Origin of the sequence: Bradyrhizobium sp. AUGA SZCCT0431 (genome assembly GCF_018131065.1) — a bacterium.
Classification (GTDB): domain Bacteria; phylum Pseudomonadota; class Alphaproteobacteria; order Rhizobiales; family Xanthobacteraceae; genus Bradyrhizobium.
This window is the reverse complement of the sequence record NZ_JAFCLR010000021.1, coordinates 107,021-133,140: the sequence shown is the minus strand read 5'-3', so window position 1 is coordinate 133,140 and position 26,120 is coordinate 107,021. Positions and strand designations below refer to the sequence as shown.

Genomic DNA, 26,120 nt, shown 5'->3' with positions numbered 1-26,120 from the left:
CGCCCCGATGCTGGCGTCAAGTTGCGCAAGGGCTCACGCCCTGCGCGGCGACGGTGACAACGAGCTCGGCCCGACCGAGGAGAGCACGATATAAGCCGTAAAGCCACTGCGCAGGGAAGGCTGGGTGTTCTCCGCTGCCCTGTATGCTCGTGTGCGCATTCTTGATGCACAATTGCACACGAGACCGCGGGTGCAGCGCGCACCCGGTCTTCCCTGCGCTCTCTGATTGGAGGGCGGGAAGTTCTTTAGCAAACCTCGGGCGCAATGCGTCGCGAGATTGCGAAGCTATATCCACGTCGTCCCGGCGAAGGCCGGGACCCATACGCCGCGGCCCATCGGTGAGAGCGCCGGCGTTAGAGACCTCCTTCAACAATGACTGCCGCGGCGTATGGGTCCCCCGATGCGCAATTGCGCATCTGAGCTCAAGGCCGGGACGACACCGAGCAAGAAGATGCACCGACCCCTACGAAACCTTCCCCGCATTGACAGCCTTTTCCAGCCGCTTCGCCAGCACCGCCCAATACGTCGCCGGCCGGAAACGCTGCAAGAGATCCATGAACCACGCATCGTTGCCGATCAAAATGCGCGGCTGGTTTTTCTCGATGCCGAGGATGATGCGCTGTGCCGCCGCCGGAGGCGTCGTCTTCGCCACCGCATCGAAGCGGTCGATCGATTGCGCGCGGCGGGCGTTGTCGGTGACGCCAGTGCCGGTGCGGGAGTTGCGTACGATGCTGGTGGCGACGCCGCCGGGATGCACCACCGACAATCGCACCGGGCTGTTCGCCATCGCGAGCTCATGCCGCAGGCTTTCCGAAAAGCCGCGCACGGCGAATTTCGCCGCGCAATAGGCGGTCTGGCCGGGCGGCGCGATGATGCCGAAGATCGAGGAGAGATTGACGATATGCGCTTCACGCTGCTTCGCCAAAATCGGCAGGAATGCGCGCGTGCCGTGCACCGTGCCCCAGAAATTGATGTTGAACAGCCAGTCCATCTGCGCCTGTTCGATCTCGTTGAACTGGCCGAGCAATGCGACGCCGGCATTGTTGATCACGATGTTCAGCTTGGGATGCGCGGCGCTGGCGGCGGCTGCGAATTCCGCGATCTGGCCGGGCTCGCCGATATCGACGCGGTGCGTCGAGACCTTGGGCGGCTGCGCCTTCGCGATCTCGGCCTTGGCGATCTCGGCGGCGACCTGCTGCAGCCCGGCCTCGTCGCGGTCGGCCAGCGCGAGATCGCAGCCGCGCGCGGCCAGTTCAAGCGCCAGGGCGCGGCCGATGCCGCTGGCCGCGCCGGTCACGGCGGCGGCCGATCCATTGATGGCAGTCATGCGAGGGTGGCTCCAACAGATGAGAAAACAGGCAGGCCGCGCAGCAGTGCGGGGTTCCCGCATCTTTCGCAAATTGGAACCGAACATAAAGCGATTTTCCGCTTTAACCCCCGTTAGGTTGATGAATACCCATTCAGGAGGGCGACTTATGGGACAATCAAAACCCTTTCGTGCGACCGCACTCGTTGTCGAAGACGATCCGATGCAGCGGGAAATGATCTGCCTGTTGCTGGAAGAAAGCGACATGGACGTGATCGACTGCGAAAGCGCGGAGGCCGCCGAACTGGTGCTGGAAGAGGCGGGGGCGAGCCTCGTCCTGCTGATGACCGACGTCCAGCTCGCCGGCCATAAGAACGGCGTGGAGCTCGCGCATGTCGCCAAGAAATTCAATCCGGACATCGATGTGATCGTGACCTCAGGCAAACCGCTGCGGCAGCCGCTGCCGGATGGCGCCAGGTTCTGGGCGAAGCCCTGGGCGCCGCTCGATGTGATCCGCGAGGCGGAAAGGATGTCGATCGCCTGGAGCCGGATGGGCGAGGCGTAGCGGCCGACCACCCATCATCTCTGTCATGGCCGGGCTTGACCCGGCCATCCACGTCTTCCTTGGTTGCGGCCAAAAACGTGGATGTCCGGGACATAGGCGAGCGGAAGCGACGCCGTCCTTCGGACGTCTACGCCCGGGCATGACGAAAATTTGCTTCCGACGCGCGGGCGTACGCTGCTTCCGCGACCGGCCGCGCCATGATATGGCCGGCCATGCTCGCAGCCGATGGGGCCGGTCCATGACACTATCCTTCCTGCTGACCACGCTGATCGTGGTCGCATCCCCCGGCACCGGCGTGCTCTACACGCTGGCGGTGGCGCTGACGCAAGGCGGCCGCGCCTCGATCGCCGCCGCCTTCGGCTGCACGCTCGGCATCCTGCCGCAGATGCTGGCGGCGATGCTCGGGCTTGCCGCCGTGCTGCATACCAGCGCATTGGCGTTCGCGGTGTTGAAATGGTGCGGCGTGGTCTATCTGCTCTTTATGGCCTGGCAGGCGCTGCGCGAAACCGGTGTGCTCGCGATCGACGCCCGGCCGGCGCCGGGGCGATCGAGCCGGCGGGTCATCGTCACGGCGGTCCTGATCAACATCCTCAACCCAAAACTCTCGATCTTTTTCCTCGCCTTCCTGCCGCAGTTCATCGCGGTGGACGAGGCCTATCCATTGGCCCGGATGCTGGAATTGAGCGGGGTCTTCATGGCGATGACGTTTGCGGTGTTCGCGCTCTACGGCCTGTTCGCGGCCGGCGTCCGCGACCGCGTCATTACCCGGCCCAGGGTGATGAGCTGGCTGCGCCGCAGCTTTGCGGCGGGATTTGCCGCGCTGGGCGCGAAGCTGGCGTTTGCCGAGCGGTAGACTCAGGGTGCAAAAGGCTCAGCGTATATTCGGGGTACAAAAAAGCGGGCTCGAGGCCCGCTGCTTTCGAAATCGATGGTTTTGCAATTGGGAGGCTTGAAAGTGGAAGCCTTGAACGTAGCGTCGTGAAAGTGGAGCCTTGAAAGTAGAGCCTTGAAGGTGGAAGCCCGGGCGGAACTGAGCGCCCCACCCGGGCCAAAATTCACTTCTTCGACTTCTTGGCCTTCTTCGCCTTTTTCGCCTTTTTCGCCTTCTTCGCTTTCTTAGCCATAGTAAATCCTCTCAAGGTTTTAATGGATTGAAACGCGACTCCGAGGCATGCTTGGCGGAGGGCCAACCTCGCAACATCCTCGATTACAATTGCAACAGATTCGCGGCGCGATGCCGCGTGCTGTCACGTCGCCGTCATCACGTTATCCACAGGTGTTATGCATTTTAATGTGCTTTTCCGCGAAAATGCCGTTCGGTAGCGCCGATCGCGCCTGCCGCGTCATGCTTAACGATGCCCCAACGCGCGCGCTCTTCATCAATTTAAAACCACGGTATTGATTACCCGGCGACGGTGAGAGTCCGTTAAGCGAGAAGGGCGCACCTTGTCCGTAAGACAACGGGGATTGTCGATCGGGGAAACGCCCGCGGAGGTGAAAGCCTTGAGCGATCTGATGGGGCGATCTAACAGGGGAGACGGGGCCGCAAACGTCCCGGACACGCGATGCTGAGCGTTCCGACGCTGTGGACGGTGTTCGTCATCAATTTTCTCGCGCTGGGCCTGATCTGGGCCTACGTGATCCGCAGCTATCCGTCATTCTATGCCGCGCGGTACTGGACCGCCTCCTCGTTCGTGGCGGCGGCAGGCGCGGCCGTTGCGATGCTGCGGGTAGTGACGGACGCACTGTGGCCGCTGCTCATCGCGGGCACCGCGATGATTTTCGCGCTCTGCCTCGCCGCGATGGGCGTTCAGAAATTCTTCGAAAAGCCGGTGTCGTGGCGCGCCACCTGGCTGGTCATGGGGCTGAGCTTCGCCGGCCTTTCCTTTTTCATGTTCGCCTATGACAGCGCGCCGGCGCGCATCACCATCTTCACCATCGCCCAGGTTCTTCCGCTGGCGCTGAGCATCAAATTGCTGCTGACCCCGCATCAGGGCCGCGTCAATCCGGGCGCGCGGCTGGCTGCCATCGTCGCCAGCCTCATCATCGCCATCTATGGAGTCCGGCTGGTCGGCGGCATCGTCGCCAACGTCAACTACATGCATTTCAGCCCGGTGCAGTCGGGCGTGATCCTGGTGATGGTGTTCCTGTCGATGGCGCTGAATTTCGGCTTCCTGCTGATGGCGATGGACCATCTGCGAAGCGAAGTCGCCGATCTGGCGCTGCTCGACGACCTCACCGGCGTCGGCAACCGCCGCCACTTGGTACAGCGCCTGACCGAGGAATGCGCCCGCTCCGAGCGCAGCAACCAGCCGTTCGCGTTGCTGGTGATCGACCTCGACGGCTTCAAGGGCATCAACGACACCTACGGCCACGCCGCCGGCGACGCCTGCCTGCAGCATTTCACCCTGATGGCGCAAACCCGCCTGCGTCCCGGCGACATGCTGGCGCGGTCGGGCGGCGACGAGTTCTGCATCGTGCTGCCGTCCTCGACCTTGCGCGAGGGCGCGATGATCGCGCGCCGGGTGCTGGAAGTATGCCGCGCCGATGCCGAGCAATGCATGGGCAAGGATATTCCGATCTCGGTCTCGATCGGCGTCGCACAATGGACCCGGGAGATGGGGGCGTTCCCCGACCGTCTGATCGCGGCCGCCGACCACGCGCTCTACGACGCCAAGAAGGGCGGCCGAAACTGCTTTGCGACCTACGAGCCCGCGCCGCCGCTGGCGCCCGGGATCGAAATATCCGTGCTGGCGGATGCGAGCTTGCGCAAGCGCGCCTGAAGCATGTTACTCAAGGGGTCGTCACTGGATCCTTAGCGTATGAAGCTCCGCCGCCTTGCGATCGCGCTCTGCGCCATCGCGTTCACTCTTCCCGCTGCTGCCCAAACGCCGGACCTCGCCACCATCGCGCGATCGTCCGGCACGCCCGAGATTCCGGGGTTGAAAATGGTCTGGCTGGCGCCATGGGGCGACGTTGCAAAGGCGCATCCCTGGCGCAACATCATCGTGCACCAGACCGAAGGCCCGGCCGGCTCGGCCCGAGGCGGGGCGCAGGCGCAAGCCAAAAATCCGACGCGGCGCGGCGTCATGGTCTGGGTCGAAACCGACGGCACCGTGTACTGGGCGGTGCCGGAAAATCTGGTGCCGACCCATGGAGACGGCGGCAACCGCAACGACAACAAATACATCGACAACCGCCCGACCTTTCGTCAGGTGGTGGGCAACAATTCGGTCGGCGTGGAATTCGCCGGCAATTTTCCCGACGTGACGCGCGGCCCCACCGAGGCGCAGGTGGCGGCGTGGCGCATCCTGGTCAAGCTACTGCGCGCGCGTTACGGCATCCCGCTCAACCGGGTCTATGCGCATAACTGGATCGACTTCAAGGACGCCCGGTATTGCGAAGGCTGCGAGCTTGCAAAGCTGGCGCGGGAGTGGGGCGAGTAAGCTCTCAAGTCTCGGCGCGCTGCTGGCAGGATCAGAGCGGGGAGGGGGCGCGGACTCTCAGCTGTCATCGTCCGGCTTGCCGCCTTCGCTAAAGCTTCGGCGAACCTGCACAGAGGAGCCTCGGCGAAGCCTTGGCGGAGCCGGGACCGGACGACCCAGTATTCCAGAGGCCGCAGTTATTGCGATGTCACGACCGCCGCGGCGTACTGGGTCCTCCGCTTTCGCGGAGGACGACAGCGGTGTTGGAGAAACGGAACGCCCCAAAACAAAAAAGCCGGCGTTGCCGCCGGCTTTCGTCGTTCATTACCTTGGCCGCGAAACTAGTGCGCGGCTTCGAGCACGGCGGCTTCCTGCCGGGCAATCGTGCCCTTGACGGCCGACTGCACCTTCTCGAAAGCACGGACCTCGATCTGCCGCACGCGCTCGCGCGACACGCCGAATTCGGCGGCGAGGTCTTCCAGCGTCATCGGCTCTTCCGCCAGACGCCGCGCCTCGAAGATGCGGCGTTCGCGGGGGTTGAGCACACCGATGGCGCCGTTCAGCGCCTGCCGGCGATGATCGAACTCCTCGTGTTCAGCCATGATGGCTTCCTGGTTGGGCGAGTTATCGACCAGCCAGTCCTGCCATTCGCCGGCTTCACCGTCGTCGCGGATCGGAGCGTTGAGCGACGCGTCGCCACCGAGGCGGCGGTTCATGTCGATCACGTCCTGATTCGTCACGCCGAGGCGCTTGGCAATGATCGCCACCTGATCGGGGCGGAGATCGCCCTCGTCCAGCGCGGAGATCTTGCTCTTCGCCTTGCGCAGGTTGAAGAACAGCTTTTTCTGGTTCGCGGTGGTGCCCATTTTCACGAGCGACCAAGAACGCAGAATGTACTCTTGTATTGACGCCTTGATCCACCACATGGCGTAGGTAGCGAGTCGGAAGCCCTTTTCGGGTTCGAACCGCTTGACCGCCTGCATCAGGCCGACATTGCCTTCCGAGACGACCTCGGAAATAGGCAGGCCGTAGCCGCGATAGCCCATGGCGATCTTGGCGACGAGCCGGAGATGGCTGGTGACAAGGTGATGTGCCGCGTCGCGATCGTCATGTTCACGCCAACGCTTGGCGAACATGTATTCCTGCTGGGGTTCCAGCATCGGAAATTTGCGGATCTCGGCGAGGTACCGGGAAAGACCGGATTCTCCATTGAGAACCGGTAACGTAGCTGTACGGGCCATTTAGCGCCCTCCAGTGGTTCAGGCCCCCGATAGCGGCGGGCCCGGCAGACGGCCGCTGTGTTAAAGCCAGCCGGGCTGCGATGTTCCGCGTTGGATATTCAACGCAGGTGCAACATACACCAAATGGGGGCCGATAGGGAAGGATTGCTGACGTCACGTCCCCGTGTGTCAGCTATAACCTATTGTCATAGCAACGCTTTTCTGGATCGGCTGCGTCATAGCGCCGCTTCGAGGGCGCCTTTCAAGAGAAGCAAATCCTCCGGCAAAGCCGCTTCCCAGTGCAAAAGCTCTCCGGTCCGGGGATGCTCCAAGGTAAGCAGGTAGGCGTGCAGGGCCTGCCGGCCGAGGGCGGCCAGGGCAACCTGACCTCCAGGCCGGAGCTGGCCGGCCTTGGTCTTGAAGTGCGGGCCATAGACCGCATCGCCCATCAGGGGGTGGCCGATATGGGAAAGATGCACCCGGATCTGATGGGTCCGTCCGGTCTCGAGCTGGCAGGCCAGGAGTGAGGCGACCGGTTTGCCGTCCCGGCCATTGAAGGCCGCCTGCAGCTCCCAATGAGTAACCGCTTCACGGCCGCTGTCGCGCACCGCCATTTTCTCACGGGCAAAGGGATGCCGGTCGATCGGCGCATTGACCGTGCCGCGCTGGCGGTTCGGCACGCCCCAGATAAAGGCCATATAGCCGCGCCGCATTGGACCGGTACGGCCATGGTCGGCGAATTGGGCGGTGAGTGATTGATGCGCGCGGTCGTTTTTGGCGACGACCATCAACCCCGTCGTGTCTTTGTCGAGCCGGTGGACGATGCCCGGGCGGCGGACGCCGCCGATGCCGGAAAGGCTTGCGCCGCAATGGGCAATCAGCGCGTTGACCAGCGTGCCGGTTTCATGGCCGGCAGCGGGATGCACGACCAGGCCCTTTGGCTTGTCGATGACGATAATGTCCTCGTCCTCGAACACGATATCGAGCGCGATATCCTCGCCCTTTGGCTCGGGCGGCGTGGCCTCCGGGACGTCGATTGTGATCGTATCGCCTTTGGCAACATGATAAGCGGGGTCGCGAATGGGGGTGCCCTTGGCGGTGACGAAACCGGCGAGGATCAACGCCTTCAGGCGGGACCGCGACAGTTCCGGGCGAAGCACCGCGAGCACACGGTCGAGCCGAGGCGATCCCTCGTCGCCGCCGACCGTGACCTCCAGCCTCTCGCCGTTATTCGAAGACGTGACTTGTTCCAAAGAAGAGCCTTTGCATGACTGATACCGTTGCGCCCGAACCGACCCCCGAACAGGCCGCGCTGTTTGCGCGGGTGCGGCGGATGATGCTGATCGCAGGCCTGACCTCGGCGCTCGCCGTCGCCATCGTCCTGACCGCCATCGGCTATCGTCTTTATCGCAGCGAGGGAAGCCCCGCAGCGATAACCGATACCACGGCGACGCTGCCGAAAGGCGCCCGTATCGTGTCCACCGGCGTCGCCGGCGACCGGCTGGTCGTGACCCTCGATATCGGCGGCGTAACTGAAATCCGCACATTTGATGCAAAGACGCTGAAACCTGTAGGGCAGCTGAAATTCGTGAGCGAGCCCTGAGCGGAGCGATCAACGGCCGCTCGCCGTCGAACTCAACTTCAGAATGCAAGGTGATTTTTCGCGTAGCAGCAACGCTGGCAAGTTGGACGCTCGCCATTTTTTTGGCTGAGTTACACGCTCAGCTTGCGCCATGTCGGAATCCAACCCCAGCGCCGCGGTTCCCATCGACGACATCGTCGAACACGATGGCGCGGTTTCATGTTCCGATCCAACGCGGCGTGCGATGTTGCTGACGGCGCTTGCGACTTGCGCCTGTCTTGCTGCTCCAGAGCCCTCCGTTGCAGAGGATGATCAGCCCGGCAGCAATCTGCGGCCGCAAAAAGCCGACACGCTCGTGTTCTCGGAAGGAGACCACGCCGGTGAGGTCATCAAGCCCGAGGATTTGAAGCTCGGCGGGCCTCCCGTGCGCGCCTGGCCAAAGGATCCCAAGACCGCCGTGATCCGCAAGGGCTCGCGGTTGAACGAGCTTTTGGTGGTCAGGCTCGATCCGGCCGAACTCGATGATGACACGCGATCACGCAGCGCCGACGGCATCGTCGCCTATTCGTTGATCTGTTCGCACACGGGATGCCCGGTCACCGGCTGGGTGAAACAGGCGTCGGGCGACAAGCTCGTGTTCAAATGTGCCTGCCACAACTCCGAATATGATCCGCGGGAAAGCGCAAAAGTCCTGTTCGGGCCAGCGCCGCGGCGCCTGGCGGCGCTTCCGCTGGCGATCTCTGACGGTGCACTCACCGTCACCGCAACATTCATTGGAAAGGTAGGTACCTAACTCGAAGATGAAGCCGCATCGGGTATTCGCACGACCATGGAATGAAAAACAAAAATCGGGAGGTTGCGTCTCATGACCACGAAGCAATGGTTATTGTCGAGCTCTGTCGCATTCACGTGCCTTGTCTCAGCCGCCGCCGGCGCGGGGCCGATCGAGAATTACAGCCCGGTGACGTCGGCCCGCCTCGAAAAACCCGAACCCGGCAACTGGATGCTGTATCGCCGGACCTATGACGGGCAGGGCTACAGCCCGCTCGACCAGATCAACACTTCGAACGTCAAGGACCTCACGCCGGTATGGACTTTCTCGACCGGTGTGGTCGAAGGCCATGAGGCGCCGCCGATCGTCAACAATGGCGTGATGTTTGTCGCGACGCCTGCGGGGCAGGTGATCGCGCTCAATGCCAAGACCGGCGACGAGTACTGGCGATACAAGCGCCAGCTTCCCGACGATCTCTTTCAATTGCATCCGACCAACCGCGGCGTCGGATTGTGGCAGGACAAATTGTATCTCGCGACGACCGACGATCACGTCGTCGCGCTCGACGCCAAAACCGGCAAGGTGCTTTGGGACACCAAGGTTCAGGACTACAAGAAGGGTCAGTACCTGACACTGATGCCGCTGATCGTCGACGGCAAGGTGATCGTCGGCGGTTCCGGCGGTGAGTTCGGCGTGCGCGGCTATGTCGTCGCTTATGACGCCGAGAACGGCAAGGAACTGTGGCGCACCTTTACGATTCCGGGTCCCGGCGAACCCGGTCACGAAACCTGGAGCGGTGACGACTGGAAATCGGGCGGCGCGCCGGCCTGGATGACCGGCAACTACGACATCGAAACCAAGACCATCTATTGGGGCACCGGCAATGCCGCGCCCTGGCCGGGCAATACGCATCCCGGCGACAATCTCTACTCAACCTCGGTGCTCGCGCTCGCCCCCGAGAACGGAAGGATAAAGACATACTTCCAGTACCATCAGAACGATTCATGGGACTGGGACGAGGTCGAGGCGCCGATGCTGGTCGACCTGCAAAAGGACGGTCGCACCATCAAGAGCCTGATTCATCCCGGCCGCAACGCGATCTTCTGGGTGCTCGAGCGCAAGGCGGACAAGATCAACTACGTCAGCGGCTGGCCGTTTGTTCACACCGACGTCTGGAAAGGCATCGAGCCGGAGACCGGCAGGCCGATAGTCGATCCCGCGCACAAGCCGGTGATTGGCAAGCGGGTTGAATTCTGTCCGTCATTGTGGGGCGGCAAGGATTGGCCGTCGGCGGCCTATAGCCAGAAGACGGGCCTGGTCTACGTGCCCGCCAACGAGAATTTCTGCGGCGGGTTTACCGGCGAGAAAGTGCCGCTGGTTGCGGGCCAGCTTTGGCTCGGCACCAAGCCCGAAGACATCGGCCTCAAGGTTCGCCCCGGCGCCGATCATTTTGGCGAACTGCAGGCGTGGGATCCGGCTACCGGGAAAAAGGTCTGGCAGCAGAATTTCCCCAAATCCCAATTGTTCGGCTCGGTGACTGCGACGGCGGGTGACCTTGTTTTCGTTGGCGGCACCAACGACCGGATGTTCCGTGCCTACCACGCCAAGACGGGGGAGAAGTTGTGGGAGCAGAAGACCAACTCCGGCATCGTGGGCATGCCGATCGCCTATGAGGTCGACGGCACGCAATATATCGCCGTGCAGTCCGGCTGGGGCGTGGATGCGCAACGCATCCAGGACGCGCTGGCGACCCAGAATAACGTGGGTATCGAGAACAACGTGCCGCAGGGCGGCGTCGTCTGGGTATTCGCCGTCAAGAAATAACGGCCAAGCAAATCGGCGGAGTGAGTGGTCTGGAAAGCGGCGGGTTCAACCCGCCGCTTTCGATTTCAAGTCATTTGCCTTTGGAATCGACCTTCGACTTTTCGGTTTCGTTCATCTGCTTGATGGTCGGATCCCGGCTGGCTTCGCCGGTGGTTTGCGTCGTCGTGGCTGGAGGCCCGCTGCTTGGAATCGAAGTCTGGCCCGAGGGCGCCTTCGCCGGGCGCGTTGCCGTTGCGTCGGGCGCAGCGTTGGTTTGGGCGTTCGCTGCCGGCGCGTCAAAAAGAAGGGCGCCCGACAGCAGACCTGCCGCGAGCGTCCCTAACTTCACCATCGTGATTTTCATCGACCTTTTCATCGACCTGGCTCCTGTCAGATCGATGAAAACGGCCACAGCCCTTTAACGTTCCTTATCACGCCTCCAGTTGCTTGCCGATCGGCAGGCTCCGGATGCGCTTTCCGGTGGCGGCGAAGATCGCGTTGATCAAGGCCGGCGCGAACGGTGGCACCCCGGGTTCGCCGACGCCGCTGGGCGGCGTGTCGGGCCCCGGCGGCACGATATACACGTGGGTCACCAGCGGTGACTCGTCCATCCGGATCACAGGGAAATCGTCGAAATTGCCCTGCTGCACCTTGCCGTCCTTGAAGGTGATCTCGCCATGTTTGGCAAGGCTCAGCCCCATGATCGCCGCGCCCTCGATCTGGGACTCGATGCGCTCCGGATTGACATAGGTTCCGCAATCAATCGCGGTATCGACCCTGGGCACCGTGAACTTGCCCTTGTCGTCAACGGCAACCTCGACGATGGTCGCGATGTAGCTGACGAAACTCCGGTGCACGGCGATGCCGAGCCCGTGGCCTTTCGGTACGGACCGTCCCCAGCCGCCCTTGTCCGCGACCAGTTCGACCACTTTGCGCAAGCGCGCGGTGTCGATCGGATAGCTCCCGTAAGGCTCGCCATAGTTCCAGGGGTCTTTCACCGAAGACAGGTTGACGAGCCGCGGCGATCCGATCAGCTCCAGCAGCATGTCCTTGGGGTCGCGCTTGGTCGCAGAAGCGATTTCGGCGACCATGGACTGGACCGCGAAGGCGCGCGGGATGTTCGACACCGCACGGAACCAGCCGATCCTTGTATGCGCCGCGGCCTCCGGATTCTCGCATTGCAGGTTGGCGATCTCGAACGGGTTGTCGATCAGTCCCATGCCGAGTTCGAACGGCGCCTCATGCTTCGCACCGGGTGCGAAGGTCGAGGCAATCGTCGGGGCGACGCTGCGGTGCCGCCACGCGATCACCTTGCCGCTCTTGTCCAGCCCGGCCTCGATGCGTTCCACCGAAACGGTGTGCAGGAAGCCGTTGCGAACGTCGTCCTCCCGCGTCCATTGCACCTTCACGGGTGCACCGAGTTCCTTCGACAGCAGCGCCGCCTCGATCGCGAAATCGCATTTCGATTTGCGCCCGAACCCGCCGCCGAGCAGCGTGACGTTGACGGTGACATTGGACTCGGGGATGCCGAGCGTCTTGGCGACGTCTTCACGCGTGCCGCCGGCACTTTGCACCGGCGCCCAGATTTCGCACCTGTCGCCTTTGACATCGGCGACCGCAACCGGCGGCTCCATGCTGACATGCGCCAGATGCGGCAGATAATACTCGCCCGTTATCACCTTGTCGGCGCTCTTCAACGCCGCATCGGCGTCGCCTTCCTTGCGCACCACCAGCCCCGGTTTTCGCGCAGCCTCCTCAAGCGAGGCCCGGTAGGCCACCGAGTCGTATTTGCCGTTGGCGCCGTCATCCCAGACGATCTTCAGCGCGTCGCGCCCCTTGATCGCCGCACCGGTGTTGCGGGCGATCACGGCGACCCCGCCGAGCGGCTGGAATTTGGATGGCCACGGCCAACCCTTGACCTCCAATACCTTCTCGACGCCGGAGACCTTCATCGCTTCCGCCGCGTCGAACGACTTCACCTTGCCGCCGGTCACCGGCGGGCGGGCGATGACGGCGTATTTCATGCCAGGCAGACGGATATCGGCGCCGTAATGCGCCTTGCCGATGGTGATGTCCCTGAGGTCGACGATGCCGATCTGGCCCTTGCCGAGATAGCGGAAATCCTTCGGGTCCTTCAGCTTCAAACCTTCGATACCAGGCACCGATTCCTTGGCGGCATCGGCGGCAAGATCGCCAAAGCCAATCTTGCGTCCGCTCGCAGTGTGGACCACCTCGTGATTGCGGGCCTTCACTTCGGTCGCCGGCACGCCCCAGCGTTTGGCGGCGGCGGCCTCCAGCATCGAGCGCGCCGAGGCGCCGATCTGGCGCATCGGCATCAGATAATGCCGCGTGCTGCGCGAGCCGTCGGTATCCTGGTTGCCGTATTTGGCCTCGTTGCCGGGCGCCTGCTGGACCCGGACCCGCGACCAGTCGGCTTCCATCTCCTCGGCGACGATCAGCGGCAGGCTGGTCCGCACGCCGGTTCCCATCTCGGCGCGGTGGCCGACGATGGTGACGATGCCATCCGGCGCGATCGAGACGAACACACGTGGATCGACCACGGTGCCGTGCGGCATCTTCGATGCGCCGGTCTCGTAGGCGGCGAAAGCCGGGCGCGACATCACGGGCGCGGCGAGCGCGAAGCCGCCGGCGATGCCGAGGCCCTTCAGGATGCTGCGGCGGGAGACGTTCTCGACCTTGAGGTGCCGCTCAAAGCCACGGAGTTTTTTGGGATTGGCGAGGATATTCATGATCACACCCCCGTCGACGCCAGATGCACGGCGTTCTCGATGCGCTGGTAAGCGCCGCAGCGGCAGATGTTGCCCGCCATCGCTTCGCGGATCTGGTCATGGGAAGGTTTTGGATTGTCCATCAATAGCGCGGCGCCCTGCATGATCTGGCCGGTCTGGCAATAGCCGCATTGCGGGACATTGAGCTGGCGCCAGGCCTTCTGCAACGGGTGATCGCCGGTCGGGTGCAGGCCCTCGATGGTGGTGACGTCGCGGCCGACCACGTCGGAAACCGAAGTGATGCAGGCGCGCACGGCCTGCTTGTCGATGATGACGGTGCACGAGCCGCACAGGGCCTGGCCGCAGCCATATTTGGTCCCGGTCAGTCCCACCTCGTCACGGAGAAACCAGAGTAACGGAAGATCCGGATCGCCATCCCAATTTTGTTCCTGGCCGTTTATCTTCACCTTGATCATGGCTGTCCCTCGCTCTTTTTAAGCTGTTGATCTGTTTGCGGCGCGAGCCGGAACACATTTCCATTCGCTCGGATCGCCGCGTGGGTTTCCCCGCCCAGGCAATATTCCAAGGCAGTTTTCCAAGGCAATTTTCCAAGGCAATTTGCTGTTTGCGGATGTCCTTTCGCGATTTGGCCTGGCCGGCCTCGGCATCAGGAATGCCGCGATGCTATCAGACGCTGATGCCGCAGTGACTTCACAGACAGGTGTTTGGGGTTTGCCGTTTGTCCAAGGCAGGGCTGCCGGCAAGTTGCCGGATTTTCATGCCGCGGCGGAAGCCGGGCAACAGACAAGGTCGAGTTCGCCCGGCCAATGGTCAGGGATTCCGCCGTTTTCAGGGCCTCGATGCGGGTTTTGCGGCGTTTGCCACGTTCCCATCCGCCCCCACAAGCCATCTTGCGGCAGGCCGATTTCACGGCTATTCCCTCTGCCGTACGCTCCCTTCGTCTAGCGGTTAGGACGCGGCCCTCTCAAGGCTGAAACAGGGGTTCGATTCCCCTAGGGAGCGCCATTTTGCCACCACTCCGAACAAGACTGCGAACCCGACCACCGCACGGATGCCGGTGCAAAGCAGACGTTACATGCGGACTGCTGTTCTTCGTATTTTGGACCCCATCTCGGACATGAGGTGATGGCGTCGCGACATGGGCCCCATACTCCATCTGCCCCACTGGCTAACGGCCAATCCGTAACGAATACGTCGCGAGCCTGGTTTCGCAGTAATACTTAATAGCTAATTAGCCGCGTCGAGGGCTACCAAGCTGGAGCTTGTAGGGCTTACGATCCCTTGTATTGTGAGGTGAACCATACGGGCCTCGCATGGCTGCTGCCTGAAGGGCGCAGGTCACCATAAGCAGGCGCGAGCCAACGCGCCGGTTTTTGGGATGGAGACGACATGGTCATTGGCGGACCGTTTGACACGTTCCCCAAGTTGCTTCTGCGAAATGCTGCGCAGTTTGGTGGCCGCCCGGCGTTTCGGCATAAGGATCTCGGCATCTGGCAGACTTGGACCTGGGCCCAGGTCGCCGAAATCGTGCGGGCTTATGCCGCGGGCTTGCAGCGACTTGGCCTGCAGCCAGGAGAGACGATCGCCATCGTCGGTTCCAACCGGCCGAAGCTCTACTGGACCGTGTTGGCCGCGCAGGCGCTGCGCGCGATTCCTGTTCCGGTCTATTCGGATGCGGTGGCTGACGAGCTTGCTTATGTCCTCGCTCACGCCGATGTAAAGTTTGTCGCAGCGCAAGATCAAGAGCTAGTCGACAAGGTTTTGTCCGTATCCGACCGGGTACCGCATCTCCACAAGGTTTTTTATGACGAGCCGCGCGGACTCGATGACTACGATCACAGCCGATTGATCGCAATCCACGATGTCATCGAAGACGGTCGCGCCGCGCTTGCGGCCAACGCCAGGCTTGGCGGGCAGATCGATGAAATCATCCGGCAGGGTGAAGGTTCTGACATCTCGATCATCCTCTACACCTCGGGAACAACCGGCGCGTCGAAGGGCGTTATGCTGTCGGCGCGAGGCTGCATCGATGCTGTGACGGATACCGTCAGGTTCGATCGACTGACCGACAACGACGTGGCGCTCGCCTACCTGCCGCTGGCCTGGGTAGGCGATCATTATCTCAATTACGCACAGGGCCTTGCCGCTGGTTTCTGCATGGCGTGCCCCGAGAGCGGTGAGACGGTCGAGCAGGATTTGCGCGAGATCGGACCAACCTTCTATTTCGCTCCGCCGCGCGTTTTCGAAAACATGCTGACGCGGCTGATGATCCGCATGGAGGACGCTGCGCCAATCAAGCGGCGAATGTTCGACTACTTCCTTGGCGTCGCGAGACGGCACGGCGAGTCGATTTTGACCGGAAAGCCGGTGCCGCTGTCAGGCCGGCTGCTCTATGCGCTCGGGCGCTTGATACTCTACGAGCCGCTCAAAAACGTTCTTGGCCTGTCTCGCGTACGTGTAGCCTATACGGCAGGTGAGGCCATAGGTCCGGATCTTTTCGCGTTTTATCGTTCGATCGGATTGAACCTGAAGCAACTCTACGGTCAGACTGAAGCGTTCCTCTACGTCACCTGTCAGCCTGACGGGGAGATCTACTCCGATACTGTTGGGCCGGCGGCGCCGAACGTCGACATCCGCATTGCGGAATCAGGTGAGGTGCAGTTCCGCTCGCCCGGCATGTTTGTCGGATATTTCAAGGATCAGGCGAAGACCGCGGAGACCCTGACGGCTGACGGCTACGTCAAGACCGGCGATGCGGGTTTCTTCGACGAGAAGACACGACATCTGAAGATCATCGATCGTGCAAAGGATGTCGGCCGGCTGGCCGACGGCACGATATTTGCGCCGAAGTACCTCGAGAACAAATTGAAGTTCTTTCCCAACATCAAGGAAGCGGTCGCTTACGGCGACTCCAAGGAGTTCGTTTGCGCCATTCTCAATATCGACCCGGCCGCTGTGGCCAACTGGGCCGAACGTAACAACATCGCCTACGGTTCCTACCAGGAGCTGGCGGGGCATCCGCTGGTATATGACATGGTGGCGAAAGATGTTGCCGCGGTGAACCGCTCGCTCGCGGAGGAAAAGGCAATGGCGAGCGCGCAGATTCGCCGCTTTCTCATTTTGCCCAAGCAACTCGACGCTGACGATGGCGAATTGACCCGTACGCAGAAAGTTCGCCGCGGGTTCGTCGCCGAGCGCTATGCTCCACTGATCACGGCGCTCTACGACGGTTCGCATGAAGCCGACATTTCGACCGAAGTCACGTTTGAGGATGGCCGCAAGGGCGTGATGGCGGCGCGGGTCAAGATCTGCGACTTGCAAACAGTTGGTTCGACGGAATCTCTGGGGAAGGCCGCATGAGGGCGCCGGACTCCAACGAAATCTTGCTTCAGGTTGAGGGCGTATCGCTGGCGTTTGGCGGCGTGAAGGCGCTGAGGGACGTTTCGTTTGACGTCAGGAAAGGTGAAATTCGCGCCATCATCGGACCGAACGGCGCCGGCAAAACCTCGATGCTCAACGTCATCAATGGCTTCTATCATCCGAACCATGGCGCAATCACCTTCAAGGGTCTGACCCGTTCCAGGATGGAGCCTTTCGAGGCGTCCCGTGGCGGCATTGCGCGCACATTTCAGAACGTCGCTCTGTTCAAGGGCATGAGCGCGCTCGACAATATTATGGCTGGCCGCACGTTGAAGATGCGCCGGGGCCTTCTGTGGCAGATGCTGCGTTACGGCCCTGCGCTGGCAGAGGAGATCGAGCATCGGCGCCGGGTCGAGGAGATCATCGATTTTCTGGAAATTGAGGCGATCCGCAAGGTGCCGGTTGCGCGGTTGCCATACGGCCTGCAGAAGCGCGTCGAACTCGGCCGTGCCCTTGCGATGGAGCCCGATCTTCTTCTCCTCGACGAGCCGATGGCAGGCATGAACCTCGAAGAGAAGGAGGACATGTCGCGGTTCATCATCGATGTCAACAATCATTACGGCACGACCATTGCGCTGATCGAGCACGACATGGCCGTGGTGATGGATCTCTCCCATCGCGTGGTGGTGCTCGATCATGGCGTGAAGATCGCCGACGGCACGCCGGATGAGGTCAAGAGGAACGAGGCCGTCATCGACGCCTATCTCGGCGTCGCGCACTAAGGAGCATTGCGTGATCGCGTTGGGTCAATTTCTCGAAGTGCTGATCGGCGGATTGCTGTCCGGCGTGCTGTATTCGCTGGTCGCGCTCGGCTTCGTGCTCATCTTCAAGGCATCCGGTGTCTTTAATTTTGCGCAAGGCGCAATGGTATTGCTCGCAGGGCTGGCGCTGGTCCGCTCGCTCGACTTCCTGGTGGCCAAGGGTTTCCCGACCTGGGCTGCGATCATCATCGGGATCGGTTTCGCCGCCGTGATCATGGCGATAACGGCCTGGCTGATTGAGCGGTTCGTGATCGGACCTCTTGTCAACCAGGACGGCCTCACGCTGTTCATGTCCACTATCGGCGTGACATTCATCCTCGAGGGTGCGGCGCAGATGTTCTTCGGTTCCGATGCTTACCCTTTGCGGCTGTTTCCGACCGACAACTGGTTCCTGTTTGAAAACCTCTTTCCAGGTGGAATTCTGGTCAACAAGCTGGATGTCTGGGGCGGCTTTATCGCCGGCATTCTGGTCGCCGGCCTCGCGATCTTCTTCCAGCGCACCAAGACCGGTCGCGCGCTCAGGGCGGTTGCCGACGACCACATGGCCGCACAGTCGGTCGGGATTCCAATCAGCTGGATCTGGTTCGTGGTTTGGTTTGTTGCCGGCCTCGTTGCGCTGGTTGCAGCGACCGTGTGGGGTACCAAGCTGGGCGTACAGTTCTCCATCACGTTTCTCGCGCTGAAGGCCCTGCCGGTTCTGATCATTGGGGGCTTTACCTCAATTCCAGGAGCCATCGTCGGCGGGCTCATTGTTGGTGCGGGCGAGAAGATCGCCGAGGGGTTCCTGGGGCCGCATATAGGGGGCGGCATCGAATATTGGTTCGCCTATGTGCTGGCGTTGGCGGTGCTGCTCGTGCGGCCGCAGGGTCTGTTCGGCGAGCGGATCATCGAACGTATCTGATGAGGAGTTAGTTGTGCTTTATCGCGAGGCTGGCCAATTCAAGACGTCCTACGCGGAGGATATGGCGATCTTCCCGATCCACCAGGACCGTACAGCGCTCGCCATTTTGCTCGCCATCGCCTTCATTGGCGTGCCGCTGCTGGCCAACTTCCATATTTGGCCGTTCGGCAGCGACTATCTGCTACGCGCCATTCTGCTGCCTTTCCTGATCCTCGCGCTCGCCGCGATCGGCGTAAACATCCTTGTCGGCTATTGCGGCCAGATCTCGCTCGGCAGCGGCGCGTTCATGGCCATCGGCGCCTACTCCGCCTACAAGTTGGGGACCGGCGTTTATATTCCGCTCGCCTGGCTTGGCTTTGCGATTTCGATCCCGCCGTTGCCCGTGCTGGCATCCATTTTGCTCGGCGGGCTCACGGCGGCGGTTGTTGGAATCCTCTTCGGTGTCCCCAGTCTGCGGATCAAGGGTCTCTATCTGGCGGTTGCAACACTCGCAGCGCAGTTCTTTTTCGACTGGGTGTTCCTGCGGGTGGCGTGGTTCGCCAATTACGCGCCGTCAGGGTCGGTCAATGCGCCAAGATTGGATTTCTTCGGTCTGGCCGTAAACACGCCGATCGAGCGCTATCTGCTGTGCCTGATCTTCGTAACGGTGTTCGCGGTTCTGGCGAAGAACCTCGTTCGCGGCAATCTCGGCAGACAATGGATGGCGATCCGCGATATGGACATTGCCGCCGAGCTGATCGGTATCCGGCCGCTTTACGCAAAGCTCACTGCTTTCGCGGTCTCTTCATTTATCCTCGGCGTGGCGGGCGCACTCTGGGCGTTCGTCTATCTGGGCTCGTGGGAGCCGCTCGCGTTCTCGATCGACCGTTCGCTGCAGCTTCTGTTCATGGTGATCATCGGCGGGCTGGGATCGATCATGGGTCCGTTCGTCGGTGCGGCGTTTATCCTCATTCTGCCGATCATGCTGAACCTGATTCCGTCCGAGCTCGGCGTGCCGCTGTCGACAGAAACGATCACCCACCTGGAATTCATCATCTTTGGATCGTTGATATGCTATCTTCTCATCAAGGAGCCGCATGGATTTGCCCGGCTTATATCGCTTGGCAAGGAGAAGCTCAGACTTTGGCCGTTTCCCTACTGAAGGGGCGGTCGACGCGAAGGAAGCCGTAGATCGCAACGCGGAGCGGCGGTTGTTGGCAGAAGGAGCAAGTAAGCCCCGCGATAACAAGACCCGGTACGGCAAAAACCGGGCTGAACGAGGAGGACAACCAATATGGTACGCAACAAACTGATGCTGGCAGCAGCCATGTTGTCAAGCGCAGCGCTTGCCGCTCCGGCTGCGGCGCAGAACGAGCAGTTCATTCCGATACTGTCCTACCGGACGGGCGCGTACGCCGTGAATGGCGTGCCGTATGCAAATGGCGTGGCCGACTATTACAATCTGGTCAACGAGCGTGACGGCGGTATCAACGGCGTCAAGCTTTTGGTCGAGGAATGTGAGACCGGCTACGCCACCGACAAGGGCGTTGAGTGTTACGAGCGTCTCAAGGGGAAGGGCCCGACCGGCGCGGCCTTCATCAATCCGCTGTCGACCGGCATTACTTTCGCCCTCACCGAAAAGACCGCGACTGACAAGATCCCGATTATCACGATGGGCTATGGCCGCGCCGATTCCAAGAATGGAGCCGTGTTCGCGTACAATTTTCCGCTGCTCGGCACGTATTGGTCTGCGGCCGATATCGCGATTCAGCACATCGCCAAGGAGGTCGGCGGCATCGACAAGCTGAAAGGCAAGAAGATTTCGCTGCTCTATCACGACAGCCCTTACGGCAAGGAGCCAATCCCGATGCTGCAGGTGCTGGCAAAGAAGCACGGCTTTGAGTTCACGCCGATCCCGGTCACGCACCCCGGTGTCGAACAGAAGTCGCAATGGCTGGCGATCCGCCAGAACCGGCCGGACTATGTCTTGGTCTGGGGCTGGGGCGTCATGAACGGCACTGCGGTCAAGGAAGCCGCGGCCGTTGCCTATCCGCGCGAAAAGATGATCGGTGTTTGGTGGTCGGGCGCGGAGCCGGATGTAGTCCCCGCCGGCGATCAAGCCGCTGGCTACAAGGCGCTGATGCTTCAGCATGGCGCAGGCAAATTCGCCGTTCATGCCGACATCGAGAAGCACGTCTATGCAAAGGGCAAAGGGTTGTCGGAGCCTGGCAAGGTCGGCGAAGTTCTCTATAACCGCGGCATGACGAACGCCATGCTCGGCGTGGAGGCGATCCGCAAGGCGCAGGAAAAGTTCGGCAAGAAGCCGCTGACGGGCGAGCAGGTCCGTTGGGGCCTGGAGAACCTCAACCTTCCCGAGGCACGTCTCAAGGAACTCGGCTTTGAGGGCATGCTGAAGCCGATCAAGATTTCCTGCTCCGACCATGAGGGCGCGCGGGACGGGCGCGTACAGCAGTGGGACGGCAAGGGCTGGAAAATCATCTCCGACTGGTACACGGCCAACCAATCCGACACCGAACCGCTCGTCGACGAGGTTTCCGCGAAGTATGCCGCGGAGAAGAACATCAAGCCGCGCGACTGCTCGAAGGAAAGCTGAGCGCTTACCAACGATCCGGGAGCGGCGCTCGCCTCCTCCCGGATCTTTCGAAAGCTGCAACCGTTTGGAGAGGACCGCGTGTCGATCCCCAAGGCTTCTACGGCGACAGAAGCGGCAGCGCCGTTTCTGTCGGTCAACAATATCGAGGTTGTCTACAGTCACGTCATCCTGGTGCTGAAAGGTGTATCGCTGGATGTGCCGCGGGGCGGAATCGTCGCGCTTCTCGGCGCCAACGGCGCGGGCAAGACAACGACGCTGAAGGCAGTCTCCAATCTGCTGCATGCGGAGCGCGGCGAGGTCACCAAGGGCTCGATCCTGTTCGACGGCGTCGAAGTGCAGTCGCTATCGCCAAGCGAACTGGTGCGGCGCGGCTGCATTCAGGTGATGGAGGGGCGGCGCTGCTTCGCCCACCTCACTGTCGAAGAGAATCTCCTGACCGGCGCCTTCACGCGCAGGGACGGCAAGTCCGCGATCGCGCAGGATCTGGAGCGGGTCTATGCCTATTTCCCCCGTCTCAGGGAGCGGCGTGGTTCGACCGCCGGCTATACGTCGGGCGGCGAACAGCAGATGTGCGCGATCGGGCGTGCGCTGATGTCGCGCCCGAAGATGATCCTGCTCGACGAGCCTTCGATGGGCCTCGCGCCGCAGATCGTCGAAGAGATCTTCGAGATCGTGAAAGATCTCAACGTCAAGGAAGGTGTCTCGTTTCTTCTCGCCGAGCAGAACACCCATATGGCGCTCAAATACGCCAGCCACGGATACATTCTCGAAAATGGCCGCGTGGTGATGGATGGCGAGGCGCGGGCGCTCGCTGCAAATGAGGACGTCAAGGAGTTCTATCTTGGCGTCGCCGGGGACAAGCGCAAATCATTCCGCGACGGGAAGCACTACAAGCGGCGCAAACGCTGGCTCGCTTAGGCGACGACGCCAAGTGATCGGTCAAACGCGATCTGTCCATCTACCGGCGTCCATTGGTCGCCGCACGCGATCTGCTCATTCCCGCTCCATCATGTCGGCGATCGCCTTGATGCGGCCTCTGGCGTATTTCGGCAGGCCGGCGCTCAGCGAATAGCCGCTGTTGAAGGAGCTGTTGCCCATGAGCAGTTGCGCGGGCACGAGGTTTCGCAGAACGGGAGTTTTGCTGTATTCCCTTTGCTTGTTCAGCACGTCGTTCCTGACCACAATCAGGATGTAGACCGTCGCGATGGCGGCGTCCCGCTCGGTCGGATGTTGTTGCAGAATCGCAAGCAGCTTGCCGAACTGGATGACCTGGTTGACCCAAAAGATGTTCTGCTCGAGCCCGCCGGTGACTGTGGAGTCGAGTCCTGTCAGGCTCGGCAGCTCGGCAAGGTGCGGCTGCGTGACCACCCCGATCTCACTCTGGAACTCGATGAAATCCGGAATGGGCCTTTTGCTCTCCTCGCGCAGCTTGTTGGCAAGCTGAATGCCCGCCGGAATTTTCCCTTCGAACATGTAGCGGGACTGCACGCAGATCGCCTTCGCGTCCTCGCACCAGCGGCGATTCGGCGGACGGTTGTGCGCGGCGACGCCCGTGTCCTTGTTGGGAACAGCATCGGCCGCCGTGATCGGCCGGTGCTTGACCGCCGGATCGATCTGCTCGAGGAACGCTACATTCGCATACCGCGACAAATCCAATGCCGCTGCCGGTCTTGGAAGTCGAAACCGCGCCTCCGCCTGGTAGACCGAGAGCGTCAGCTTCGTTTGTTGGTTGAGCGTGGGCTCAACGAAGCTCGGGAAGAGCGAGAGGAAGCGCCGCTGAACCGGACGTGAGCGGGCCCAATCGTCGAAAGGAATGAGTCCCGTCGAGGAATCGGCGAGCTTGTCGTTGCGTTGGTCGGCGAAGATGACTGTGCGAGGTTTGATCTGTGCGATCGGAACGCTGGCGGCTGCGGGCACGTCTTCCAGCTGGAATTCCTGCGCGGCCGCGCCTGTGCAAGTGGCGACGCAGGCGGCGATGAGGATAGCGGCACGGTGCAGTCTCATGGCGTCAATGCTCAATTCAGCCGCCGCCAGAAATAATCGGGATCGACCCGGAGCGGCGGTCGCGGGAGGCGGTCCTCGTCATCGGGATTTCCGCGCCAGGAAGGATATTCGCGCGGACCAAGACGCCAGTTCGGGAATGGAAAGGGCGGCCGGTTATCGCCGTAAAGGCGGTTATCGTAGGACCACGGCTGGAATGGCCCATCGTCTCCGTCATGACCGCCACGATGGGCGTAGCTTTCTGCACGTGAGACGATCCGGAATTGCGTATCATCGATTCTGCCCGACGGATCCCTCTTGAGGTATTCGGTGAAAGCGCGCCCGGAGCCGGCCGGTGCAGGATCGCCGGTATGGGGATCGATCGACAGAGCAACGAGCTGACGCATGGCTTCGCGCGAAGGGCCGTTCAACGCCGTCTTGGGAGCGTGCAGCTCCCAGGCTGCCTGCACGATCGGCTCGAACATCGGCAGTGCGACTTTTCCTCCGGTCTGGCCCCGCCCAAGGGTGCGGCGCCCGCCGTCGCCATTGTCGTAGCCAACCCAGATGGCGATGGTGACGTCATTTGTGAAACCGACGAACCAGGCATCGGCTGAATTATCGGTGGTTCCAGTCTTGCCGCCGACATAGGGCGAGAGATGCTTAACTCCGCGCGCAGTTCCGCGCGCGAGCACGCCCTGCAGCATTGATTTCAACTGGTAAAACGATGCGCGGTCGGCGAAGCCGATCCAGGACACCGCATGCGGATCGTGCCGGTAGATTGGGCGGCCGTCCTGTTCGATCGTTTCGATCGCATGGGGCTGGGGTCGTGCGCCTTCGTTGGCGATCGCCGCATAGAACGCCGCAAGGTCGATGAGCCGCACCGTTTGGGCACCGAGCACGAACGGGTAGTAGCGCATGCATTCTTTGTAGAGCTGCGCTTCCATCGCGAGCAAGCAGACCTGGTCGAGGCCTCGCTCGGCGCTGTCGTCGAGACCGGTCGCGAGCAGTTGCGCGGTGGCGAGATTCCGGGAGTTTTCCAGCGCACGCCGCAGTGTAATGGCGCCCGAAGCGCCGCCGTCATAGTTCTTCGGCGACCAGAAACCGCGCTGGCCGGAGGCCGTCGCCCCGATCGGTGCCAGCGTCAGAGGTTCGTCCAGCACCAGCGTGTTGGGCTGCAATCCCTTCCGAAGGGCGGCGAGGTAGGTCAGCGGCTTGAAGGTGGAGCCGGGTTGCCGCAGGCTCTGAACGACGCGGTTGAGCTGGCTTGCCGGATAGGAAAAGCCGCCCGCCATCGCGAGAATGCGGCCGGTTTCGTTCTCGAGTACGAGCGCCGCTCCCTGCACGGTCGGTCGAATGCGCAGATCGGCACGCGCCGCTTGCTTACCATTGGCTTTGCGCACCTGCACGTAGATCACGTCGTACGGCTTGAGACTGCGCCGGATCGCGGCGCTCCAGGTGTTCAGCGGCAGGATGCTTCCGTCGGTCAGACCGACGTTGATCGCATGGCCGCTTTTGCCACGCGTATTCTCCATGACGACCGCCGATTCCCAGTGAACGTCATAGAGAGGTAGCCGCGTCGTCTTCAAGGCCACGAGCCAGGCCGGTTCCGTGGCCCTCAGGTCAGCCGCACTCAGACGCACAGCATTGGAAATGTTTGCCTCGGGTCCCTCAAATTTGTACCGATTGGTGTTCAGCTCGTATCGCGCGAGGCCCTCCTGCAATGTAGCTTCGACTGTGCGCTGCAAGGCCGAGTTGACGGTCGAGCGCACCGTGTAGGAGGAACTGGTGAGAGTATCGAGGCCCGCGACCACCTTTGCCTCGCGGGCGATGTGATCGACGAAGTGAAAGCCGAAGTCCCGTCGCGTCGGCCGGTACTCGACAAGCTGCGGCAATACTGCTTGCGCCGAGGCGGCGTCGATCATGGCGTCGTTCTGCATGCGGCCCAGCACGTAGGCAAGTCGCTCGCGCGCGCGCTCAGGGTGGCGGTCGGGATTGAAGTAGTTCGGTCCCTTGGCGAGCCCGGCGAGTAGCGCGCCCTCGACGGCGGAGAGCGCCTTGGCTGGTTTGCCGAAATAGCTGCGCGCCGCCATCTCGATGCCCCAGGCTCCGCGACCGAGATAAATCGAGTTGAGATAGAGCTCGAGGATTTCCGCCTTGGTCAATGCGCGCTCCATTTGCGAGGCAACGATCATTTCGCGCAGTTTTCTTTCGTAAGTGATGTCGTTGCCCACCAGCAGATTCTTGGCGACCTGCTGGGTAATGGTCGAGCCGCCCTGCGGCCGGCCAGGATGCGTGAAGTTGCCGATGAAGGCGCGGACCAGTCCGCGCTCGTCAATGCCTGCGTGTTGGAAAAAACGCTTGTCCTCGGCGGCGATGAATGCGTTGCGCACCTCTTCTGGGATATCCGCAAGCTTGACCCAGACGCGGCGATTGTTCGGCTCGTAAATCTCGGCAAGGCGCTCGCGCTTGTTGTCGAGGACTACGCTGGTGCCAGGAAGCCTGAGGTGCTTAAGCTGCACGGCGTCGGGCAAATCCTTGACCGCGCTGTTGTAGAAAGCGATGACCTGACCAAGATCGACCGGCGATCCTTCCACTTTCTCGACTTTGCAGAACTCCCTGTAGGTCACGTGGAGGTCGGCCAGATTCAGTCCTTTGAGCGCCTTGATCTCGCTGCTCAGCGCCTCCTTGTCATCCATGGCAGTGGCAATCAGATCGTCGAGGTTGATGTCCTCGATGTCGAAGGCCTTGCGCATGTGGGCGCAGCCGGCATTCAAAAGCTGCGCCACCTCGAAGCGGTCGCGCACCGCATCGAACTCCGTCTTGACCGCATCCGGCCGGGTAGTGACCTGGCTGAAGGCAAGCGCGGTGGCGAAGATCTTGATGAGAATCGAGTCCATGACCTGCCGACGGTCGAAAAAGCCGCCTCCGTAAGGTCCCGTTCTTGTAGAACGATACTATAGACAAGGCTGTGTTGAGGAAAAAGTTCCCGAGGCGTCGCCGCCCGCTTTTCCGGGCCTCCAGCACCGCGCCGACCTGGCCGGG

21 protein-coding genes and 1 tRNA gene are annotated in these 26,120 nt (G+C 61.8%); 14 read left to right on the top strand and 8 right to left on the bottom strand.

Annotation, left to right across the window (positions count from 1 at the left end):
• Positions 1-463 precede the first annotated feature (463 nt).
• Positions 464-1,327: an SDR family oxidoreductase gene (locus JQ567_RS21635; RefSeq protein ID WP_212440655.1), complete on the bottom strand. Its 864-nt coding sequence runs from the start codon at positions 1,325-1,327 to the stop codon at positions 464-466.
• Positions 1,328-1,475: 148 nt separating this feature from the next.
• Between JQ567_RS21635 and JQ567_RS21630 the strand changes: the two genes are divergently transcribed.
• From JQ567_RS21630 to JQ567_RS21615, 4 genes are all read left to right on the top strand, one after another.
• Positions 1,476-1,871, top strand: a complete 396-nt coding sequence (locus JQ567_RS21630) for a response regulator (protein ID WP_212440654.1) — start codon at positions 1,476-1,478, stop codon at positions 1,869-1,871.
• A 238-nt stretch (positions 1,872-2,109) separates the two neighbouring features.
• Positions 2,110-2,724: a LysE family translocator gene (locus tag JQ567_RS21625; RefSeq protein WP_212263089.1), complete on the top strand. Its 615-nt coding sequence runs from the start codon at positions 2,110-2,112 to the stop codon at positions 2,722-2,724.
• 712 nt (positions 2,725-3,436) lie between these two features.
• A complete protein-coding gene (locus tag JQ567_RS21620; RefSeq protein ID WP_212440653.1) occupies positions 3,437-4,654 on the top strand; it encodes a GGDEF domain-containing protein in 1,218 nt (405 codons plus the stop codon).
• A gap of 39 nt (positions 4,655-4,693) precedes the next feature.
• Positions 4,694-5,317, top strand: coding sequence for a peptidoglycan recognition family protein (locus JQ567_RS21615; RefSeq protein ID WP_212440652.1), 624 nt, complete (start codon positions 4,694-4,696; stop codon positions 5,315-5,317).
• Between the two features lie 320 nt (positions 5,318-5,637).
• Here the strand turns inward: JQ567_RS21615 and rpoH are convergent, their stop codons facing one another.
• Both rpoH and JQ567_RS21605 read right to left on the bottom strand, forming a co-directional pair.
• On the bottom strand, positions 5,638-6,537 hold the full coding sequence (rpoH, locus tag JQ567_RS21610; RefSeq protein ID WP_192736706.1) for an RNA polymerase sigma factor RpoH: 900 nt from the start codon (positions 6,535-6,537) through the stop codon (positions 5,638-5,640).
• A gap of 215 nt (positions 6,538-6,752) precedes the next feature.
• Positions 6,753-7,769 carry an RluA family pseudouridine synthase gene (locus JQ567_RS21605; RefSeq protein ID WP_249165594.1) on the bottom strand — a complete coding sequence of 339 codons (1,017 nt, stop codon included), beginning with the start codon at positions 7,767-7,769 and terminating at the stop codon, positions 6,753-6,755.
• Between the two features lie 14 nt (positions 7,770-7,783).
• Here JQ567_RS21605 and JQ567_RS21600 point away from each other — a divergent pair, with 14 nt between their 5' ends.
• From JQ567_RS21600 to JQ567_RS21590, 3 genes are all read left to right on the top strand, one after another.
• Positions 7,784-8,119, top strand: a complete 336-nt coding sequence (locus JQ567_RS21600; RefSeq protein ID WP_212440651.1) for a hypothetical protein — start codon at positions 7,784-7,786, stop codon at positions 8,117-8,119.
• A 130-nt stretch (positions 8,120-8,249) separates the two neighbouring features.
• Complete coding sequence (locus JQ567_RS21595; protein WP_212440650.1) at positions 8,250-8,891, top strand: ubiquinol-cytochrome c reductase iron-sulfur subunit; 642 nt, start codon at positions 8,250-8,252, stop codon at positions 8,889-8,891.
• 72 nt (positions 8,892-8,963) lie between these two features.
• Entirely contained in the window at positions 8,964-10,694 is a 1,731-nt protein-coding gene (locus JQ567_RS21590) for a methanol/ethanol family PQQ-dependent dehydrogenase (protein WP_212032680.1), read from the top strand.
• A gap of 70 nt (positions 10,695-10,764) precedes the next feature.
• On the opposite strand, the gene JQ567_RS21585 is transcribed toward JQ567_RS21590, so the two are convergent.
• From JQ567_RS21585 to JQ567_RS21575, 3 genes are read right to left on the bottom strand one after another with little or no spacing between them, the layout of a single operon-like run.
• Positions 10,765-11,085, bottom strand: coding sequence for a hypothetical protein (locus tag JQ567_RS21585; protein ID WP_312017443.1), 321 nt, complete (start codon positions 11,083-11,085; stop codon positions 10,765-10,767).
• A 19-nt stretch (positions 11,086-11,104) separates the two neighbouring features.
• On the bottom strand, positions 11,105-13,423 hold the full coding sequence (locus JQ567_RS21580; protein ID WP_212440649.1) for a molybdopterin cofactor-binding domain-containing protein: 2,319 nt from the start codon (positions 13,421-13,423) through the stop codon (positions 11,105-11,107).
• Between the two features lie 2 nt (positions 13,424-13,425).
• Complete coding sequence (locus tag JQ567_RS21575; protein ID WP_212440648.1) at positions 13,426-13,878, bottom strand: (2Fe-2S)-binding protein; 453 nt, start codon at positions 13,876-13,878, stop codon at positions 13,426-13,428.
• 475 nt (positions 13,879-14,353) lie between these two features.
• Between JQ567_RS21575 and JQ567_RS21570 the strand changes: the two genes are divergently transcribed.
• The 7 genes from JQ567_RS21570 to JQ567_RS21540 all read left to right on the top strand — a co-directional run bounded on the left by JQ567_RS21570 (position 14,354) and on the right by JQ567_RS21540 (position 22,016).
• Positions 14,354-14,428, top strand: a tRNA-Glu gene (locus tag JQ567_RS21570).
• 384 nt (positions 14,429-14,812) lie between these two features.
• The gene (locus JQ567_RS21565) at positions 14,813-16,783 is read left to right on the top strand and encodes an AMP-binding protein (protein WP_212440647.1); all 1,971 of its coding nucleotides are present in this window, start codon (positions 14,813-14,815) and stop codon (positions 16,781-16,783) included.
• Positions 16,780-17,565, top strand: a complete 786-nt coding sequence (locus tag JQ567_RS21560) for an ABC transporter ATP-binding protein (protein WP_212440646.1) — start codon at positions 16,780-16,782, stop codon at positions 17,563-17,565. Before JQ567_RS21565 ends, JQ567_RS21560 begins: the two co-directional genes overlap by 4 nt.
• 10 nt (positions 17,566-17,575) lie before the next feature.
• Positions 17,576-18,505: a branched-chain amino acid ABC transporter permease gene (locus tag JQ567_RS21555; RefSeq protein ID WP_312017442.1), complete on the top strand. Its 930-nt coding sequence runs from the start codon at positions 17,576-17,578 to the stop codon at positions 18,503-18,505.
• A gap of 13 nt (positions 18,506-18,518) precedes the next feature.
• Positions 18,519-19,646 carry a branched-chain amino acid ABC transporter permease gene (locus tag JQ567_RS21550; RefSeq protein ID WP_212440644.1) on the top strand — a complete coding sequence of 376 codons (1,128 nt, stop codon included), beginning with the start codon at positions 18,519-18,521 and terminating at the stop codon, positions 19,644-19,646.
• Between the two features lie 132 nt (positions 19,647-19,778).
• On the top strand, positions 19,779-21,098 hold the full coding sequence (locus JQ567_RS21545; protein ID WP_249165593.1) for an ABC transporter substrate-binding protein: 1,320 nt from the start codon (positions 19,779-19,781) through the stop codon (positions 21,096-21,098).
• 78 nt (positions 21,099-21,176) lie between these two features.
• Positions 21,177-22,016, top strand: coding sequence for an ABC transporter ATP-binding protein (locus JQ567_RS21540; protein WP_409363625.1), 840 nt, complete (start codon positions 21,177-21,179; stop codon positions 22,014-22,016).
• Positions 22,017-22,091: 75 nt separating this feature from the next.
• Here JQ567_RS21540 and JQ567_RS21535 read toward each other — a convergent pair whose 3' ends face one another.
• Positions 22,092-23,117, bottom strand: coding sequence for a hypothetical protein (locus JQ567_RS21535; protein ID WP_212440643.1), 1,026 nt, complete (start codon positions 23,115-23,117; stop codon positions 22,092-22,094).
• Positions 23,114-25,975, bottom strand: coding sequence for a penicillin-binding protein 1A (locus JQ567_RS21530; protein WP_212440642.1), 2,862 nt, complete (start codon positions 25,973-25,975; stop codon positions 23,114-23,116). Before JQ567_RS21530 ends, JQ567_RS21535 begins: the two co-directional genes overlap by 4 nt.
• Between the last annotated feature and the right edge of the window lie 145 nt (positions 25,976-26,120).

Excerpts from the sequence above, each read along its gene's own strand:
- JQ567_RS21530 (WP_212440642.1), bottom strand. The coding sequence starts at position 25,975 with ATGGACTCGATTCTCATCAAGATCTTCGCCACCGCGCTTGCCTTCAGC.
- JQ567_RS21620 (WP_212440653.1), top strand. The coding sequence starts at position 3,437 with ATGCTGAGCGTTCCGACGCTGTGGACGGTGTTCGTCATCAATTTTCTC.
- JQ567_RS21575 (WP_212440648.1), bottom strand. The coding sequence starts at position 13,878 with ATGATCAAGGTGAAGATAAACGGCCAGGAACAAAATTGGGATGGCGAT.
- JQ567_RS21545 (WP_249165593.1), top strand. The coding sequence starts at position 19,779 with ATGGTACGCAACAAACTGATGCTGGCAGCAGCCATGTTGTCAAGCGCA.
- JQ567_RS21615 (WP_212440652.1), top strand. The coding sequence starts at position 4,694 with ATGAAGCTCCGCCGCCTTGCGATCGCGCTCTGCGCCATCGCGTTCACT.
- JQ567_RS21580 (WP_212440649.1), bottom strand. The coding sequence starts at position 13,423 with ATGAATATCCTCGCCAATCCCAAAAAACTCCGTGGCTTTGAGCGGCAC.
- JQ567_RS21565 (WP_212440647.1), top strand. The coding sequence starts at position 14,813 with ATGGTCATTGGCGGACCGTTTGACACGTTCCCCAAGTTGCTTCTGCGA.
- JQ567_RS21630 (WP_212440654.1), top strand. The coding sequence starts at position 1,476 with ATGGGACAATCAAAACCCTTTCGTGCGACCGCACTCGTTGTCGAAGAC.
- JQ567_RS21600 (WP_212440651.1), top strand. The coding sequence starts at position 7,784 with ATGACTGATACCGTTGCGCCCGAACCGACCCCCGAACAGGCCGCGCTG.
- JQ567_RS21590 (WP_212032680.1), top strand. The coding sequence starts at position 8,964 with ATGACCACGAAGCAATGGTTATTGTCGAGCTCTGTCGCATTCACGTGC.
- JQ567_RS21635 (WP_212440655.1), bottom strand. The coding sequence starts at position 1,327 with ATGACTGCCATCAATGGATCGGCCGCCGCCGTGACCGGCGCGGCCAGC.
- rpoH (WP_192736706.1), bottom strand. The coding sequence starts at position 6,537 with ATGGCCCGTACAGCTACGTTACCGGTTCTCAATGGAGAATCCGGTCTT.
- JQ567_RS21560 (WP_212440646.1), top strand. The coding sequence starts at position 16,780 with ATGAGGGCGCCGGACTCCAACGAAATCTTGCTTCAGGTTGAGGGCGTA.
- JQ567_RS21595 (WP_212440650.1), top strand. The coding sequence starts at position 8,250 with ATGTCGGAATCCAACCCCAGCGCCGCGGTTCCCATCGACGACATCGTC.
- JQ567_RS21625 (WP_212263089.1), top strand. The coding sequence starts at position 2,110 with ATGACACTATCCTTCCTGCTGACCACGCTGATCGTGGTCGCATCCCCC.